Origin of the sequence: Flavobacterium sp. (assembly GCF_013823965.1) — a bacterium.
Taxonomy (GTDB): Bacteria; Bacteroidota; Bacteroidia; order Flavobacteriales; family Flavobacteriaceae; genus Flavobacterium.
The window spans coordinates 12242-29596 of the sequence record NZ_PNNA01000060.1; the positions used below are offsets into that span (position 1 = coordinate 12242).

A 17355-nucleotide genomic window follows, 5' to 3' on the forward strand; every position below is an offset into this window, starting at 1 on the left:
ATTGTTGTTATTCGGTTTAAATTCCTTTGGCCAAAAGCAGCTTCCAAGCCGAAAGAGTGTCGTTGTTGTCCAAATATTTTTTAGCTTTCCAATGTATTTTTTGAACATCATCGGAGCTTAAAACACCTTTCACCGCAAAATTTTGCTTTACAAATATATCAATTTCTTCATTAGTAGGCAAACTATTGATGTTGCCTAGTTTTCCGAAATCATTGCCGTCAAAAACAGGACTTTGCTTGACAAAATCAGGAATGGCATCTACTCCTATTCCCAAAGTTTGCAAGGGTTTTTCGACTTCAAACAATCCCGCTTTCGCCCGCGAATACCAGTTGGCTCCCATTCGGGAAACCAAGTCGATTTTCTCGGGATTGATGTCGCCATTTTCGTCTAGAATGGTTTCATTGACATGTATTTTGACTACTTCGCAAATAATTAAATTTCCCGCTCCACCTTCTTTTCCCAAAGCAATAATTTCGTTGACTTTGCATTCAAATTGCACGGGACTTTCGGCAACGCGATACGGTTTTACGATATCTGAAGGAATTTGTGTGAAGCCCGATTTCAGGAATTCGTTTACCCCTTCGGGATATTCGGTGCTAGAAAGGGACATTTGTTGTACCATGTCGAAATTGACGATGTTTATCACCACTTCCCGAGTGGCATCGCAATTGATCAAGGTGTGTTTTATGGTGTTGTCCCGAACGCGACGCGCCGGCGAAAAAATAAGTATGGGCGGATTGGAACTAAAAACATTAAAAAAGCTGAAAGGAGACAAATTGGGCTTTCCAGTTTGGCTCATTGTACTGGCAAAAGCGATAGGTCGAGGCGCAACGGCACCTTGTAAATAGCTTTGTAGTTTTGCTGGAGAAATTTCCTTTGGTTCAATGCTAATCATGGAATTTGTATTTAAACAAAAGTAGGAAATATGAAAATGGAATATGAAATTGTCAATGAATTTATTTCTACATCGCTATTGATAATTGATATTTGATATTGCTATTGCCATTGGAATTGTTATATTTATGCCACAAAAAACAGTTTATGCAGTTTTCCAAAAGTAGAAACACAACCCGTTGGGTTATCATTTTCGCTTCCTTTTTAATTATTTCGATGATTCTTTGGAATACCTACACTTTTTTCCAAATTTTCAAACACGAAGAACGGTTAAAAATGAATCTTTGGGCCAATGCACAAAAAACACTCATCAATGCCGGAGAAAACACTGACGTGGAACTTCCGCTACAGATATTCAGCAACAATACTTCGATCCCGATTATCCTTACCGAGAATGACAGCATCATCAACACGGTAAATATTGACGAGGAAATCGTGAATCATACCCAAAAAGCAGCCGCTTTTTTGGCTGGTTTAAAAAGCGAAAATGAACCCATTGTTATCGAATATGTTCCTGGAAAATTTCAGAAATTATATTATGGAAATTCGGCTTTATTAAACAAACTCAAATATTATCCAATTGCTTTGGTACTCATTATTGTACTGTTTGCTGGATTGGTCTACAACTTTTACAGAAGCACTAAAATGGCGACCCAAAACAAACTTTGGGCAGGAATGGCAAAGGAAACGGCACACCAAATAGGCACACCGCTTTCGTCATTGATTGGTTGGGTCGAAATCCTGAAGGCCGATGATGTGGAAGCAACCACCATTTTCGAAATCGAAAAAGACATTGACCGACTGCAAACCATCACGGAACGTTTTTCGAAAATAGGTTCAGAACCCAAATTAGAAAACAAGGATGTCATCGAGGAAACCCAAAAATCGTGTGACTATTTGCAATCGCGATTCTCCAAACAAGTCGAATTTTCTTTTAATGCGCCAAAAGAACCCATAATAGTTTTGATGAATCCCACTTTACACAGTTGGACGATAGAAAATTTGGTAAAAAACGCCATCGATGCGATGAAAGGAAAAGGAAAATTGGCTTTGCAGGTAATTCAGGAAGGCGATTTAGTAAAAATAAATGTATCCGATACTGGAGGCGGAATTCCCAAAAAACAATTCAAAAGTGTTTTCGAACCTGGATTTACCACCAAAAAACGCGGTTGGGGTTTAGGGCTTTCGCTCACCAAAAGAATTGTCGAAGAATACCACAAAGGAACCATAAAAGTCCTGAATTCCGAGATTGGAAAAGGAACGACAATGCAGGTAATTTTCAAGAAAAGTAAATTAATTTAAGGGAACTCCAAACCAAGACACCTTCGAAAACATCGTTTTGCGAACTAATTTACTTTTGCTTAAATAATTATTCACAAATGCAAGGTGCGTCTTAGATTGAACAAGTGCATCGGCAATTGATTTTTTTAAAGAACTGACACTGTCTGCATTTTCACTGCCCATAGAACCTATTCTAAAAAGAGATTCTTGACATTTTTCCAACTTTTCAATTGGATTTTGAATTTTCGACTTGATCTCTTCGTCTGGCAAAATGGGTTTAAATTTATTGTTTCGATAATAGATAAAATCATTCAATTCACTAATAGCTTCGTTGTATTGATTGACAATTGCATTGTATTTTGCTCCATTTTCATTTTCTCTTTGCGTGTTCCAAGACGTTTTTGCATACGTATAAGCCTGTGCAATCAATTGATTTTTTATTCCGTTTTTTTCGATTCTTTGAGCCGATTCAAATAGCTGGTCGATTTTGGGCAGCGCTTCATATTTTGCTATTTCTTTTTCAAAATCGAAGTTCTTTTGGGTTTTGTTGATCAGGACTTTACCCACAATAAATTCTTGGTTGGTTATCGGGTTATTGACAAACTGCCATAAATAATCAAATGGCATGTGCGAATTTATCATTTTTGAAGGCGCTACTTTAAAGTAAGCATTGTTGATTTTTCGAGTATATTTATTATTATTCACGTAGCCTGAACCCCAAGTTGGGTCAAACAAATACCATTTATTTTCTATTTTTGCAGCGCACCAAGCATGTGCCAAGGAAGCCACTTTTCCTTCTTGCTTTGTGTAACCATCAACAACAACCGATTTTACACCCACTAAATTGGCTATTTCATTAAAAATAGCAGCATAGTCCCCGCAAATTCCTTTTTTGGTTTTCAACGTTTTTGTGATTCTCTCTTGGGGAGTTTCCGTAATATTGACGGCAAACATATTCTCTACATCATAGCTGATGTTTGATGCCGTCCAATAAAAAACGGCTCTAATTTTATCGTTTTCTGTTTTGAAATTGGCGTTGATGTACTTGGCAATTCCCTCGGTAGAATTAGTGACATTGGAAGGAATCGCGGTCATTTTAGCATCGACTAAAGTGTAACTGACATTGGCTTGACCAAAACTGAGCATGGAAAAACAAAAAGAAAGCAGTAAATAAATATTTTTCATGTTACGGGACAATGGATAAATTAAAAGGGAATGGATTTTTACCCATTCCCTTTCTAAACGAAAACCATACCAATTTGTTTTATTGCTAAAACATTATAAATTGGCCTGAATACTTTTGGCCAAAGCTTCAAACTCTTCCTTGGTCAAACTTACTTTGTGCTTAAATGTCATTTCTCCCATTTCGTTCAAGGGAATCAGGTGAACGTGGGCGTGAGGCACTTCAAGACCTATGACGGCCATTCCAATTCTTTTGCAGGGAACTGTTTTTTCCAATGCAATGGCGATTTTCTTGGAGAACTGCATCAATCCAAGATACAAGTCGTCTTCGATATCGAAAATTTTGTCGATTTCCTGTTTTGGAACACACAAAGTATGTCCTTTTGCATTTGGATTCACGTCCAAAAAAGCCAAGAAATTATCGTCCTCGGCTATTTTGTGGCAAGGAATTTCTCCTTCTATGATTTTGGTAAAAATACTTGACATTGTATAATTGTTTAATTGATTAAACGGTTAACCGATTCAACAGTTAACCTTTGGAACCATAATTATTAGTCTCTGGAAACCTCCAGGATTTCAAATTTCAAAACGCCGTTTGGCACGGTTATTTCGGCCACTTCTCCAACGGATTTTCCCAACAAACCTCGACCAATTGGCGAAGTCACGGATATTTTTCCGGTTTTCAAATCGGCTTCACTTTCGGCAACAAGTGTGTATTTCATTTCCATTCCATTGGCTTGGTTCTTGATTTTCACGTTTGACAATACCAATACTTTGGATGTGTCCAATTGTGTTTCGTCAATCAATCTGGCATTGGAATGCACTTCTTCCAGTTTGGCAATTCTCATCTCCAACATTCCTTGCGCTTCTTTGGCTGCGTCGTACTCTGCATTTTCAGACAAATCTCCTTTGTCTCTTGCGTCTGCTATGTCTTGCGATGCTTTTGGACGCATCACGCTTTTTAAATAGTCTAATTCTTCTCTTAATTTTTTTAACCCTTCTGCAGTGTAATAAGATACTTTCGTCATAACTTCATCGTTTATATAAAATAGAAAAAATCCCATCAGGACGGGATTTCTTTCTACAAAGATACTATTAATTTTTTTTAGCCAATAATTATATGACAAACATATACATTTCAAAGTTAAATAAATTAAATTTGTTTCACTAATTCTTCAAATATATTTCGGATAATGAAAAAATATTTTTTCCTGTTGATGGTTTTTCCAATGCTTTTTAGTTGTACTCCCAACAGTATCAGCAACAACAATCCTTATTTGCCCAATTATACCTTTACCATAGACATCAATATGAATTTACCTGCTTATTCCAGTCTATTAACCCCAATCAACGCTATTTATTACCCTAATCAAGGAGCTGGCAGGGGTTTATATATTTTCAATACCGGCAGTGGCTACGTTGCCTTTGATGCCGCTTGTCCCAATCAAGCGCTAAGTAGCTGCTCTACGATGACTTTTAAAAAACTTGACCCTGCAGACCCTTTAAAAATCGATAAAACCACCGTGGTTTGTGCTTGTGACAGTGCTGAATACAGTTTATTTACAGGTCAAAGCGCCGGCAAACAATATCCTTTAAAACAATACAGAGTTGAAATCAACGGAACTATTCTTAGAGTATATAATTAAAAAATCCTGACAGTATAACCATCAGGATTCTAAAAAATTCAACAAAGTTATCTAAAATTTCAAACTTAATCCCACCAAGAAATTAATTCCTGATTGCGGATAATATCCCGCGCCTTCTATTGTTGTTATGGCTGGTGGATTGCTGTAATCATCATCATACGTATAAAAATATCCATTGCTTACATACTTCAAATCAAAGATATTATTGACCAAAGCCGAAACCAAAATAGACTTAAAAATGGTTTTTGGCTTGAACTCGTACGACACATTCAAATCATTGACAAAATAGCTTTCTAACTTTGAACCGTCGGAATCTATGTTGGCCATGTACTGCTCTCCAACAAATTTGGAATACAATGAAATTTGAAAATGGTTAACCGGCATGAAGGCCAATCGATTTCCCGCAACAATATTTGGAGAATACGCTATATTGGTGTCTCCTAAATTTTGCAAAACACCGTCTCTGGTAAAATAGAACTCTTTGTTTTTGTTTTGACTCAACGTGACATTAGGCTGCAAAACCCATTTTTCTGAAAGTTGAAAAGTGGCATCCAATTCAATTCCCACTCTATAACTATCGCCGCTGTTGGTTCTTATTGGCTCGCCCACATCGTTCAATTCTCCAGTCAAAACCAATTGATCTTGGTATTTCATGAAATAACCATTGGCATTCAACTTTATTTTATCGGAAAGATAACGCCATCCCAATTCAAAATCATTCAACTTTTCGGGTTTTGGACTTCCGCTTTCATAATCGGTTCGGTTGGGTTCCCTGTTGGCTCTTGCATACGAAAAATACAAACTATTGCTGTTGTTTAGTTTATATGTGGCTCCCGCTTTTGGATTGAAAAAATTAAAGGTGTCGTCCACCAAACCTGTTTCTGCCGAGTTGGCTTTATAAGTAACGCTTCGCAATTGCAAATCCCCGAACAAACTCCATGTATCGGAAACTTTATAATTGGCTTTGGCATAAATACTACCGTCGGTTTTTGTTGAAAAATCATCATAATAATGATCTCCCAATTCACTTTGCGAAGCAAAACGTGCCCAAATTACTTTCCCAAAATGGTCGCCTTCATATTTATTCCAGCCTCCACCAAGAATCACGTCCAGATTATCAGCTTTGTAATTAGCCGAAAATGTGGTTCCGTAAAAATCATTGTCCAACCATTTTTGACGAACGATATCTGTTGCGTTTACTACTGGATCCGCAACAATTGGCGCTAAACCATAGTCTGCAAAATCTTGGTCTTCTTTATATTCTTCATAATACCCTTTCCCTTTGGTATAATGAAATGCCAAGTTGGTGCTCCAATTTGTCGCAATTTTTTCGTTCCAATGCAATTGATAATGGTCCTGTTGGTAATTATCGGTTTGATTGTCATAAAAACGTAGGTTTCCAAACTCATCCGTAAACATTCCAGCAGGATTAAAGGTTCTGTCACTTTCCATTGTAGCAGCATCAACGCCATACCAAGCTTGATAGGTTTTTTCAGTTCCTCCAAAAGCCAAAGCTTTGATTAAAGTTGTTTTGCCCACGTAAGTTCCTTGAAGAAAATAGGATTTCAAATCAGATTTGGCCCTATCGATGTAACCATCAGACTGCAATGCAGATAAACGACCCGCAATTTCAAAATGATTGTTCATCAAACCTGTGGTGAATTTCAAGGTGTTTTTAAACGTATTGAAACTTCCGTAGGAACTAGAAATTTCGCCCGAAGCTTTATCGGAATAGGAATCTGTGAGCATATTCAAACTCGCACCAAAAGCTCCAGCTCCATTGGTTGAAGTTCCCACGCCGCGCTGCAATTGCAAACTTTCGACCGACGAAGCAAAATCAGGCATATTTACCCAATAGGTTCCGTGACTTTCCGAATCGTTGTACGGAATACCGTTGATGGTCACGTTCACTCTGGTAGCATCGCTTCCGCGAACGCGAATTCCGGTGTAACCCACTCCGTTTCCAGCATCGGAAGTGGTTACAACTGACGGCAAATAATTCATCAAAACAGGAATATCTTGCCCCAAGTTTCGGGGCTTGATTTCCTTTTTGTCCAAGTTGCTGAAACTAACCGGTGTTTTTGAAGTGACACGAACCGCCGAAACCAAAACCTCGTCGAGTTGATTGACTTTTGTGGTGTCTTGTTGTTTTTCTTGTGAAAAAGAGACTAATGAAAAAAGAAAAAAAAGAAGAGATAATAGACGAAGAGATAATAGATTAAAAGGTTTCGTCTTTGTACTTTGTAAATAAAATAAAGTGTTCATCCGTAAATAGTTTTACGAATAAAAGGGGGAATTATTCTTTTGTTAAATTAAAAAAAATGATTTTTCTGAATTTCCAGATGACGTGCACTTCATCTTTAATTCTATTTTCCCTTAACAGCATTACCTGTTCAGGTTCTATGGGTATAATCTCAGCTCGATATTTAGAGCACCCCTTTGAGACGGACACAAAGATACTTTATTTGTTTAAAGTTCCAAGTTTAAAGTTTAAAGTTTTTTGGAGAACTAAAAATCCGGTTTTCTTCGGGCTTTCTTTATTTCGGATACGTTCTTTTTATCCTTGATTCGTTTTCGAATCACCGATTTGGGAATTTTTGTGGCCTTCCTGATTTTTGGAACATAAAGTCCAGCTGTGATGATGTCCAGAAACCTTTTGGTCACTATTGCCTTGTTTTTGAGTTGGCTTCTGTCTTCGTCACAATTCAAAATCAGGATTTGCCCTGAAGTCAATCTAGAATAAAGTTTGGTTTCCAACAAGGCTTTTTCTTCTTCGGACAAGGCTTGCGAATTTTTCAAATCAAAGGTCAAAACCACTTTCGAGGAAACTTTGTTCACGTTTTGGCCTCCGGCTCCACTACTGCGGACGGCTTTGTATTGCAATTCTGATATGATTTTTTCGGTTTCCAAAGTTATTGTGGTTGGTGGGCTGGCTTCAATAAATCGTTAACTGTTTTTACGGGATTGAAAGTCATCAACGGGACTTCAACAAAAACGGTAATCCATTTTGCCATTGCTCCGTTCCACAAACCCGGTAATTCATATCCTTTTAAAAATTTGCCATTTTTATTTTTTTCGACAATAAAACCGCTATTATGATCTACAAAATGACTCAAATCAAACTTTTCGTTTTTATGATTTAATATTCCGCAAACTAAATCCACTGGATTGAAATGAGTGGCATCGGCAAGAATTTTAACTTGTTCGGCATTCGTCAAATCTACCTGCGAAGTTTCGACAATTTGCAACGAAATTGCCCCTTTTAAATCTCGTACCCAAAATGGTCCGCCACCTGGTTCTCCTTCATTTTTCACCATTCCGCAAACACGAATTGGCCTGTCCAAAAGTTCTTTTATGTGGCTGATTTTATTTTCTAAAGTATATTTCGAAAAATCCTCCTGAATTTCCACATTCAAATTATTTTGGGCGAAAGCAATCATTTCTTCCAAATCGGTTTCTTTTGCGCTTTCAATTTCATTCAAATAATGAAAGACTTGTCGTTGCATTTCTATCAAAATTCCCGCCAATGCTTTTTTATACAAAGCGATACTTTCTTTGTGATTTTGAATGACGTTGTCAATGTTTTTAATGAAAATAATATCCGCGTCCAGATTATTTAAATTCTCGATTAAAGCACCGTGACCTCCGGGTCTGAAAACTAATTTTTCGTTTTCGTCCCTAAATGGATTATTGTTAAAATCAACGGCAATGGTGTCTGTAGCTTTATTTTGATAGGAATAACTCGTGGTTATTGTGGTTCCTGATTTTTTTTCCACGGTACTTTTTACTGAATCCACCACACTTTCGAATTGGCTTTGATGCGTTTCCGAAACGGTAAATTGCAAATGGGAGCTATTATTCGAACTGGAATAATAAGCACATTCATACAAATGCTCCTCAATTGCAGTGGCAATATGCGTTTTGTATTTGTGAAACGGTAGCACTCCTTTGGGCTTATTGGCAAAATCAAAATAATCAGGAGACAACAGCAATTTTATGAAATAATAATTTTTATAATCTCTTTCCAATGTGTTAAAATCCGGAAACACCTCCTTCAACTTCGCATCGACCGCCTCGAAAAACGGAAATTTTTCCAATCCAACAATGAAAATGGACAATTCACTGTCCTTTTTTCTGTTGATGTAAGCATTGATGCTTTCGTTTTCGATATCAAACTCATTCAAAAACGTGTTTAAAAACTTAAACATTCTGCTGGCAGCTCCTGAAGCCGGAACGAATTTTTTTAATTTTAAAGTTGATTTATTGGCATCAAAAAATTTGGCTTTTTGCTGAAAATCATTTTCCGATAGTTTTGAAATCCCTTTAAAAACTTTGGCTGGCTCATCCAAAACAGTTTTGGGAATCCCGTTTTTGAAAATATTCAACTGCTTTTCGATGTTTTCCAGTGCAACTCCATGTTCGTGAATCTGTACAAAATCAAGAGAAGAAAAGCCCATTTTTTTGGCTTTTGCCAAATCATTGACAATAGAAATGGCATTACACAATCGTAAATCTTTGTCGCCGGAAAGTGTGATAAAAGGCTTATTGTTGTCGATCAAAGTCTGTTTGAAAACTGCAAAAACCGATTCTCTTCCTTCGGGTTTGTCCCTCAAATCATCCTTTTCCCAAGGAACATCAATATTGGTCAGGAAAAACAAATCGTATTCATGTTCCAAGGCAGCTTTCTCCAATAACGGATCACAAAAGTTGTAATACACTTCCGAAAAAACTTTGGTTACCAATAAATTGGTGTCACAAAAAAGGAATTTATTGGCAATGGAAAGACTGTCGTTTTCGAGCTTGGTTTGCCCATAAGCTATGGGCAACATATCGTCAATATCACAAATCTGGCGGAATTTTTCCCATTTTTCCTGAAGATAATCACGCGCAAATTCAGGTGCCCAAGCGGTTTTAAAATGCTCGGCAAGTTGAATGGCCAATGTGGTTTTCCCGGTAGATTCCGGACCAAAAAGGGCAATTTTTATTATTTCTGAACTTCCTGGTTTTGGGAGCTGTTTAAGATTTTTTTCCATTCTAAATAAGCCGAAATGGCTAAAATTGTAAAAATTAAATACTGCAAAGACAACATCCCCATTCCACGGTAGGCGTACAACGGAGTCACAATTATATCGCCAAAAATCCAAAGTGTCCAGTTTTCGATTTTCTTGTTGGCCATATACCACATTCCCGTGAAGAATAGTCCTGAGGCAAATATATCGATATAATTGGCTGTTTTTATTTCATAGTCAAAGAAATTGTAAATTCCAAAAACCACAAAAATGGTGACAAAGAAAAACACCATTCCTGTTATTTTTTCCTTGTTGTTGGTTCTCGAAATGGCAATGACTTCAGTGTCGTTCTTCTTTCGTGCCCATTTGTACCAGCCATAAATACTCATTATGGAAAAATATCCATTAATCATCATGTCGCCCAAATAACCCGCAACATAAAGTAAATAAGTCGTGATTATCGTGGCTATCAAGCCCGTTGGATACACCAAAATATTTTCTTTTTTGGCAAACCAAACGCTCAAAATCCCGAATACAAAAGCAACAAACTCCAATATGATTTGGATCATCGAGGCATTTTTGTATGCATTTAGGAAAAATTCTATCATGTTTTTTATTTATTAAAAAAATCAACGTCATTTTCAAAAGCGGTTCCAATAACCACCAAATCGGCGCCGGAATCGTAGGCTTTTTGAATTCCCTGCAAATCTATAATTCCTCCTCCAACTAGTAACGGAATTTTAATGTTTTGAGCTACTTTTTTAATCATTTCCAGCGGAACGGCTTGTTTTGCGCCACTTCCCGCTTCGAGATAAATGAGTTTGTTGCCCAACATTTCGCCAGCTTGGGCAGTTGCCAATGCCAAATCGGGATTATTCCTGTCCAAAGGATTGGTTTTGCTCACTCTTTCCACGGCAGTTTTTGTTCCGCTTTCGATTAAAATATAACCTGTTGAAATAATTTCGAGTTGGGTTTTCTTTAAAATGGGAGCCGATTTTACTTGGTGTTCTATCAGGAAATCCGGATTTCTTCCTGAAATAAGGGACAAAAACAAAATTCCATCAGCAAGGGAAGAAATTTGGGAAGGATTTCCGGGAAACAAAATAATGGGTAAATCAAGCTGTTTTTTGAGAAGAATTACCAATTCGTCTAAAATATTGTTTTCGACAAGGCTTCCGCCAATGAAAATATGGGTGGCCGGCGACTGGCTTATTTTTTTGATTAACAAGTCTAGAGTATTCAATTCGATTTTGTCGGGATCGAGGAGAATCGCGAGTAGTTTCTCGTTGTTTGCTTTTGATTGTAGAATGTTGCTATAGATGTTTGTCATAATTTTTTATTACCGCAGATTCGCAGATTTTTTTATTAAGATTTTAAAAATCTGCGAATCTACGGTTTGTCTTTTTTTAATTTTCGAAGGCATAAACTAAAGTAAAATTCTCAAATTCAATGAAATAAATAGAAAATTGTTGTTTTGTGTTTTTGATTTCTAGAATTGCTGTTGTTTGTTTGTCCTGGATTTCAAATGGATTGACTTGAATGTGATCTTTGAAACTGATTCCTTTTTCGTTTCGGATTTTGAAGATGGCTTCTTTGGCTCCCCATTTTACGGTTAGTTTTTTGATGTAATCTTGAGTATCAAAACTTTTGAGTCGATTTAATTCTGTTGAATTCACAAATTTATCGGCGATGCGAATGATTTTTTCTCTTTGCATTTCGATGTCGATTCCAACGGTTTCATCACTTATAATAATGGCCGAAAAATGATGTGAATGGGTTATGGACACTTCGACAGGCCCAGTGTGACGGTTATTCGGATTCAAATAAGGTTTTCCGAATTCGTCATAATACAAATCAAAATCATTGAAACCCGATTCTTGCAACAACATTCTAACGCTTAAAAAAGCACGTTGATGAATTTCAGATTTCATTCGGTTTAAACGAAGCTGGGTTTTTTCTTTCAAAACTACATTGCCCAATAATTCCTCTAAGGATTCGGTTATTTCCCAAACCAGGATTTTGGTGGTGGAATTATAGTTGATGGTTTTATATAGCGGCATTTTAGTAACTTGATTTTCTAGCCCTGATGGAAACGGCATCTTTTTATGCCGGTGTTCGGCATAAAAGATATAGTGTACAGCAGGATTAGCTCCTCCCTTCGACAGCGCTCAGGGTGACATTAAAAATTATTTCATTATAATTCAAAAGATTAGGACACTAAACAATTCATAAAAGTTCCTGATTGCTTTTTAAATTATAAGTTATTACGTAAATTTGCAAAAATTTTATAATTACAAATATACTATAAATGAGTACATCGACTATGCCTTATGTGGCTTTCAAAGTAAAAGACATTTCTCTAGCGGCTTGGGGAAGAAAAGAAATTGAATTGGCGGAAGCCGAAATGCCAGGTTTAATGGCGCTTCGTGCCGAATACAAAGACGAACAACCGCTGAAAGGCGCTCGTATTGCAGGATGTTTGCACATGACAATCCAAACTGCGGTTTTGATCGAAACTTTAATTGCTCTTGGTGCTGAAGTGACCTGGTCTTCTTGCAACATTTTCTCTACTCAAGATCAAGCTGCCGCCGCGATTGCCGCTGCCGGGATTCAAGTTTATGCTTGGAAAGGTTTGAACGAAGTGGATTTTGACTGGTGTATCGAGCAAACGTTGTTCTTTGGCGAGGACAGAAAACCATTAAACATGATTTTGGATGACGGTGGAGATTTGACCAACATGGTGATTGATCGTTACCCAGAATTGGTTGCTGGAATCAAAGGATTGAGCGAAGAAACTACAACTGGAGTTCACCGTTTGTACGAAAGAGTAAAAGCTGGAACGTTGCCAATGCCTGCCATCAACGTGAATGACTCGGTTACTAAATCGAAATTTGACAACAAATACGGATGTAAAGAAAGTGCTGTAGATGCAGTTCGTCGTGCAACTGACATTATGTTAGCCGGAAAAAGAGTTGTTGTTTGTGGCTACGGAGACGTTGGAAAAGGAACTGCAGCTTCGTTTAGAGGTGCTGGTTCTATCGTGACAGTTACCGAAATTGACCCAATTTGTGCTTTGCAAGCTGCAATGGACGGTTATGAAGTTAAAAAATTAGACACGGTTATTGCTAATGCTGACATTATCATCACAACCACTGGAAATAAAGACATCGTTCTAGGTTCTCATTTCGAGCAAATGAAAGACAAAACCATCGTTTGCAACATTGGACATTTTGACAACGAAATTGACATGGCTTGGTTAAACAAAAACCACGGTGCATCGAAAATCGAAATCAAACCACAAGTTGACAAATATACTATCGCTGGAAAAGACATCATCATTTTGGCCGAAGGTCGTTTGGTAAACCTTGGTTGTGCTACAGGTCACCCAAGTTTCGTGATGAGTAACTCATTCACCAACCAAACTCTTGCCCAAATCGAATTGTGGAAAAACAGCGCTGCATACAACAATGAAGTGTATATGTTACCTAAACATTTGGATGAAAAAGTGGCTATGTTACACTTGGCTAAACTAGGAGTAGAATTGGAAACTTTACGTCAAGACCAAGCGGAATACATTGGTGTTGAAGTTCAAGGACCATTCAAACCAGAATATTACAGATATTAAATCTATTTTAGATTTCTGAATTTAGATTTTAGATTATTTCAGAACCCTTGCAGCGATGTGAGGGTTTTTTGTTTTTGGGCGTGACCCTTCATAAAAACTACGGGTCGGGCTATTCGTTGCAATCTTTATGTTTTTAAAGGAAAAACATAAAGGATTTCCACTGCTATCCCTCACGCTACAGTGATCAAAACCTTAAAATTAATCAGATATTTTCATACTTTTGAAGTGTATTCTAGAAAACCAAATTATGAGAACACGCCTGATTATAATGATAATAATGATATTGCCCCTTTTTGTGGATGCACAAAATTTTAATCCGCCAAAACCACAAATGCAAGATCCGTTGTTTAATCTATGGGGAAATAAACGACCAGAACTTCCACAAACGCCAACTGTTAAACCTCTTTATCGAAGTCGCGCTGAAAATGCACAAGCTAAATTAGCAATAGAAGAACGCAAACTAATAAAAATAGCAAAAAAAGCGTGGGCAAAAGAAGCTGATTTAAAAAAAGAAAAAGAAAATCTAAAGAATCTTGAAAACACTCCAGAAACCGACAATAATGCCTATCATCAAAAAAAAATTGAAAAATCTAAAAAGCAAATAGCTAAATCTCAGGATAAACTAAATAAATTAAAAACGGAGGTAGATTCAAAGTCAAAAAAAGTAGAAAACATGGAAAAAGCTATAGAAGCAGCTAAACTAAAAAAAGAAGAAGATTACTAACAGTATTGCAAACTTGCCCTTCAAAGGCTACCAAATTCCATAAAACTCCAAAACTCCTAGCCTCCCAAAAGCCTAGGAGTTTTTTGTTTCTATGCCAATTCAATCCGTTTTATATTTTTACGTAAATTAGCATCACTTAAAAAACACATCGAACTTAGAATAGAACAAGTATGAAGGCAAAAAGCATTCTGGAAACCATTGGAAAAACACCCGTGGTTCAAATCAACAAATTGTTTGGAAACAGCAAAGAAGTTTGGATTAAATTAGAAAGATCAAATCCGGGAAACAGCATCAAAGACAGAATTGCACTAGCGATGATAGAAGATGCCGAGAGCAAAGGATTATTGAATGCCAACAGCGTCATTATTGAGCCAACTTCAGGAAACACGGGAATTGGTTTAGCTCTGGTAGCTGCGGTGAAAGGTTACAAAGTTATTTTGGTAATGCCTGATTCCATGAGTGTGGAACGCAGAAAATTAATGGAAATTTACGGTGCTGAATTTGTTCTTACACCGCGCGAAAAAGGAATGAAAGGTGCCATTGAAAAAGCAGCCGAATTAGTCCTGGAAACACCAAATGCCTGGTCTCCCAAACAATTTGACAATCCAGCCAATGTCGCAGTTCACGAAAAAACTACCGCTCAAGAAATTCTTGCAGATTTTCCCGATGGATTGGATTATGTCATCACGGGTGTTGGAACCGGCGGACACATTACTGGCGTTGCCAAAGTTTTGAAAGCTAAATTCCCCAACTTGAAAGTAATCGCAGTGGAACCAGAATTATCACCCGTATTAAGCGGTGGAACTCCTGGCCCACATCCTTTGCAAGGCATTGGAGCCGGATTTATTCCTACTATTTTCTCCAGGGATTTAATTGACGAAGTAATTCAAGTCGGCAAAGACGAATCGTTTGAATTTGCTCGAAAAATTGCCAAACAAGAAGGAATTCTTGTGGGGATTTCTACTGGCGCATCCTTGGCGGCTGTAGCCAAAAAATTAGAAACAATTCAAGATGGAGCGGTTGTACTCACTTTTAATTATGATACAGGAGAGAGATATTTATCAATCGAAGGTTTATATTAATCCTGAAATTATTTCTAACACAGATTTAATTCTTCAAAACTCCCAGCAATTCATTGTCCTGGGAGCTTTTTTTAGACCAAAACCATAAAGTAGCCATCCCTTTTTCTATTTAAGAAAAAAACAACTTTACACTTGTTTAATTTGCCCAATTTCACCATATTTACATATAACAACTATTGTATTGTATTTCATCATACAAATTACTGGATTTAAAACCTTGCCTACTAAAAACCTCTCATTAGAATAATGACTATTAATTACAAATTTTCGTCTCATACTTCAGTTAGTATATTTATTATTCTTTTGGCAATAACTGTAATAGCTGGATGGCTGTTTGATGTCAGTGTGTTGAGAACAATCATTCCCGGCTTTATCTCAATGAAAATAAACACCGCCATTTGTTTCTTGCTTTCCGGAGCGATTTTCACATGCTTGACAATGGGTAGATGGAATACCGTTTGTCGTTTTATATCATTTTTTCTTTTAGTCTTTGGAATCGCTACTTTTTCGCAAAACATTTTTGGCTACAACTTGGGAATAGACCAATTATTGATCACTGATTATGATGCCATCAAAAATGGATTGCCTTATCCGGGTCGTCCTTCGCCAACTACAGCTTTCTGTTTCAGTTTGTACAGCTGTGCATTATTGTGCATTACGTCACCAAATTCTCATTTAAAAAAAATAGGCCAATACAGCCTTCACCTCATTACACTGATTTCATTCATTGCGCTATTGGGTTATTTGTTTTCTGTGGCCGCATTTTACAAACTTGCATTTCTTACCGATATAGCCTTTCATACTGCATTCGCTTTTTTTGTGCTCTCAGTTGCCTCTTCTTTCATTCAAAAAAACAAGGGAATTACCGGAATATTCACAGGAACAAAAATTGGAAATCTAGTGGCTCGAAAGCTTTTTCCAAAAATGGCAATCACCATTCTCCTGCTTACTTTATTGGAATTATTCATACTAAGACATCACATGATATCGGAAGATTTTGGAATAGCGCTTTTTGGCACTTCATTTATCATTGTGACGTTGTTTTTTATTGCCTCGACTTCACGACAACTCAACCGAATAGACATCAAAAGAATTCAAGCCGAAAACAAAATAATAAAAACCAATAAAAATCTTGAAAAAATTGTAATTGACCGCACTATTTACCTAACCAATCAAAACAAACAATTAGAAGATTTTGCACACATTATTTCCCACAATCTTCGGGGTCCTGTAAGTAATTTGAATTCGCTTCTAAACATTTACAAAGAAGAAAAAGACCTGGAAGTCAAAAATGATTTAATGGAGATGTTTGAAAAAACGGTCAACAATATTGGAAGCACCCTCAATGAATTGCTGGAAGTGGTTTCCATAAAACACGAATCAAAGAGAAATAGAGAGGAAATTATTTTTGAAACCGTTTTTTCTAAAATCAAGGAAACTTTTCAAGGTGATATTTTAAGACTAAAAGCCGATGTAACGGGGGATTTTTCTCAAGCTCCAGTAATAGAATACTCTTCAACTTATCTTGAGAGCATTATGCAAAACTTACTAAGTAATTCCTTAAAATACCATAATCCGGACCAAAAACCCACCATTCACTTTGCAACAAAATATATCAATGAAAATATAGAGCTCACGGTAAGCGACAACGGTCTAGGAATTGATCTTTCTAAAAACGGATCTCGATTATTTGGATTGCATAAAACTTTTCACGAACACCCGGATGCAAAAGGTGTCGGACTTTTTTTAACCAAAACACAGGTTGAAACAATGGGAGGAGAAATAACTGTAACCAGTGAAGTAAACAAAGGCACAACCTTTAAAATCATTTTTTACAACAATAGACCAGCAGATTAAAAAATCAAATCCCAAACAAAAAAATAACACAAAAAAACCCGTTTCTCACGAAACG

The 17355-nt window shown here is 37.0% G+C and carries 16 protein-coding genes and 1 riboswitch; of the genes, 6 read left to right on the plus strand and 10 right to left on the minus strand.

The window, feature by feature from the left end:
* Positions 1-16 precede the first annotated feature (16 nt).
* Positions 17-895 carry a flavin reductase family protein gene (locus C0430_RS07010; protein WP_290867249.1) on the minus strand — a complete coding sequence of 293 codons (879 nt, stop codon included), beginning with the start codon at positions 893-895 and terminating at the stop codon, positions 17-19.
* A gap of 146 nt (positions 896-1041) precedes the next feature.
* Between C0430_RS07010 and C0430_RS07015 the strand changes: the two genes are divergently transcribed.
* Positions 1042-2196: a HAMP domain-containing sensor histidine kinase gene (locus C0430_RS07015; protein ID WP_290867251.1), complete on the plus strand. Its 1155-nt coding sequence runs from the start codon at positions 1042-1044 to the stop codon at positions 2194-2196.
* Here the strand turns inward: C0430_RS07015 and C0430_RS07020 are convergent.
* From C0430_RS07020 to greA, 3 genes are all read right to left on the minus strand, one after another.
* Entirely contained in the window at positions 2188-3360 is a 1173-nt protein-coding gene (locus C0430_RS07020; protein ID WP_290867253.1) for a transglutaminase domain-containing protein, read from the minus strand. The two genes, C0430_RS07015 and C0430_RS07020, sit on opposite strands and share 9 nt — an antisense overlap.
* 93 nt (positions 3361-3453) lie before the next feature.
* The gene (locus C0430_RS07025) at positions 3454-3843 is read right to left on the minus strand and encodes an HIT family protein (RefSeq protein ID WP_290867255.1); all 390 of its coding nucleotides are present in this window, start codon (positions 3841-3843) and stop codon (positions 3454-3456) included.
* Between the two features lie 65 nt (positions 3844-3908).
* Complete coding sequence (greA, locus tag C0430_RS07030; RefSeq protein WP_290867257.1) at positions 3909-4385, minus strand: transcription elongation factor GreA; 477 nt, start codon at positions 4383-4385, stop codon at positions 3909-3911.
* 165 nt (positions 4386-4550) lie between these two features.
* Here greA and C0430_RS07035 point away from each other — a divergent pair, with 165 nt between their 5' ends.
* The gene (locus C0430_RS07035; protein WP_290867259.1) at positions 4551-5003 is read left to right on the plus strand and encodes a hypothetical protein; all 453 of its coding nucleotides are present in this window, start codon (positions 4551-4553) and stop codon (positions 5001-5003) included.
* A gap of 51 nt (positions 5004-5054) precedes the next feature.
* Here the strand turns inward: C0430_RS07035 and C0430_RS07040 are convergent, their stop codons facing one another.
* The 6 genes from C0430_RS07040 to C0430_RS07065 all read right to left on the minus strand — a co-directional run bounded on the left by C0430_RS07040 (position 5055) and on the right by C0430_RS07065 (position 12072).
* The gene (locus tag C0430_RS07040; protein ID WP_290867261.1) at positions 5055-7268 is read right to left on the minus strand and encodes a TonB-dependent receptor; all 2214 of its coding nucleotides are present in this window, start codon (positions 7266-7268) and stop codon (positions 5055-5057) included.
* Between the two features lie 89 nt (positions 7269-7357).
* Positions 7358-7452: riboswitch (TPP riboswitch) on the minus strand.
* A gap of 59 nt (positions 7453-7511) precedes the next feature.
* Positions 7512-7913 carry an alternative ribosome rescue aminoacyl-tRNA hydrolase ArfB gene (gene arfB, locus C0430_RS07045; protein ID WP_290867263.1) on the minus strand — a complete coding sequence of 134 codons (402 nt, stop codon included), beginning with the start codon at positions 7911-7913 and terminating at the stop codon, positions 7512-7514.
* 2 nt (positions 7914-7915) lie between these two features.
* A complete protein-coding gene (locus C0430_RS07050; RefSeq protein WP_290867265.1) occupies positions 7916-10036 on the minus strand; it encodes a DUF4301 family protein in 2121 nt (706 codons plus the stop codon).
* Positions 9988-10620 (minus strand): nicotinamide riboside transporter PnuC, encoded by a 633-nt coding sequence (gene pnuC, locus C0430_RS07055; protein ID WP_290867267.1) that lies wholly within the window; start codon positions 10618-10620, stop codon positions 9988-9990. Before pnuC ends, C0430_RS07050 begins: the two co-directional genes overlap by 49 nt.
* 5 nt (positions 10621-10625) lie before the next feature.
* On the minus strand, positions 10626-11342 hold the full coding sequence (locus tag C0430_RS07060) for a geranylgeranylglyceryl/heptaprenylglyceryl phosphate synthase (RefSeq protein ID WP_290867269.1): 717 nt from the start codon (positions 11340-11342) through the stop codon (positions 10626-10628).
* A 76-nt stretch (positions 11343-11418) separates the two neighbouring features.
* Positions 11419-12072 carry a 4'-phosphopantetheinyl transferase superfamily protein gene (locus C0430_RS07065; protein WP_290867271.1) on the minus strand — a complete coding sequence of 218 codons (654 nt, stop codon included), beginning with the start codon at positions 12070-12072 and terminating at the stop codon, positions 11419-11421.
* Positions 12073-12320: 248 nt separating this feature from the next.
* On the opposite strand from C0430_RS07065, the gene ahcY reads away from it, so the two are divergent.
* The 4 genes from ahcY (at position 12321) to C0430_RS07085 (ending at position 17300) form a co-directional block, all read left to right on the plus strand.
* Positions 12321-13637 carry an adenosylhomocysteinase gene (ahcY, locus tag C0430_RS07070; protein WP_290867273.1) on the plus strand — a complete coding sequence of 439 codons (1317 nt, stop codon included), beginning with the start codon at positions 12321-12323 and terminating at the stop codon, positions 13635-13637.
* A 247-nt stretch (positions 13638-13884) separates the two neighbouring features.
* Positions 13885-14361 (plus strand): hypothetical protein, encoded by a 477-nt coding sequence (locus C0430_RS07075; RefSeq protein WP_290867275.1) that lies wholly within the window; start codon positions 13885-13887, stop codon positions 14359-14361.
* A gap of 170 nt (positions 14362-14531) precedes the next feature.
* The gene (gene cysK, locus C0430_RS07080) at positions 14532-15443 is read left to right on the plus strand and encodes a cysteine synthase A (protein ID WP_290867277.1); all 912 of its coding nucleotides are present in this window, start codon (positions 14532-14534) and stop codon (positions 15441-15443) included.
* A gap of 246 nt (positions 15444-15689) precedes the next feature.
* The gene (locus tag C0430_RS07085) at positions 15690-17300 is read left to right on the plus strand and encodes a HAMP domain-containing sensor histidine kinase (protein ID WP_290867279.1); all 1611 of its coding nucleotides are present in this window, start codon (positions 15690-15692) and stop codon (positions 17298-17300) included.
* Positions 17301-17355: the final 55 nt, after the last annotated feature.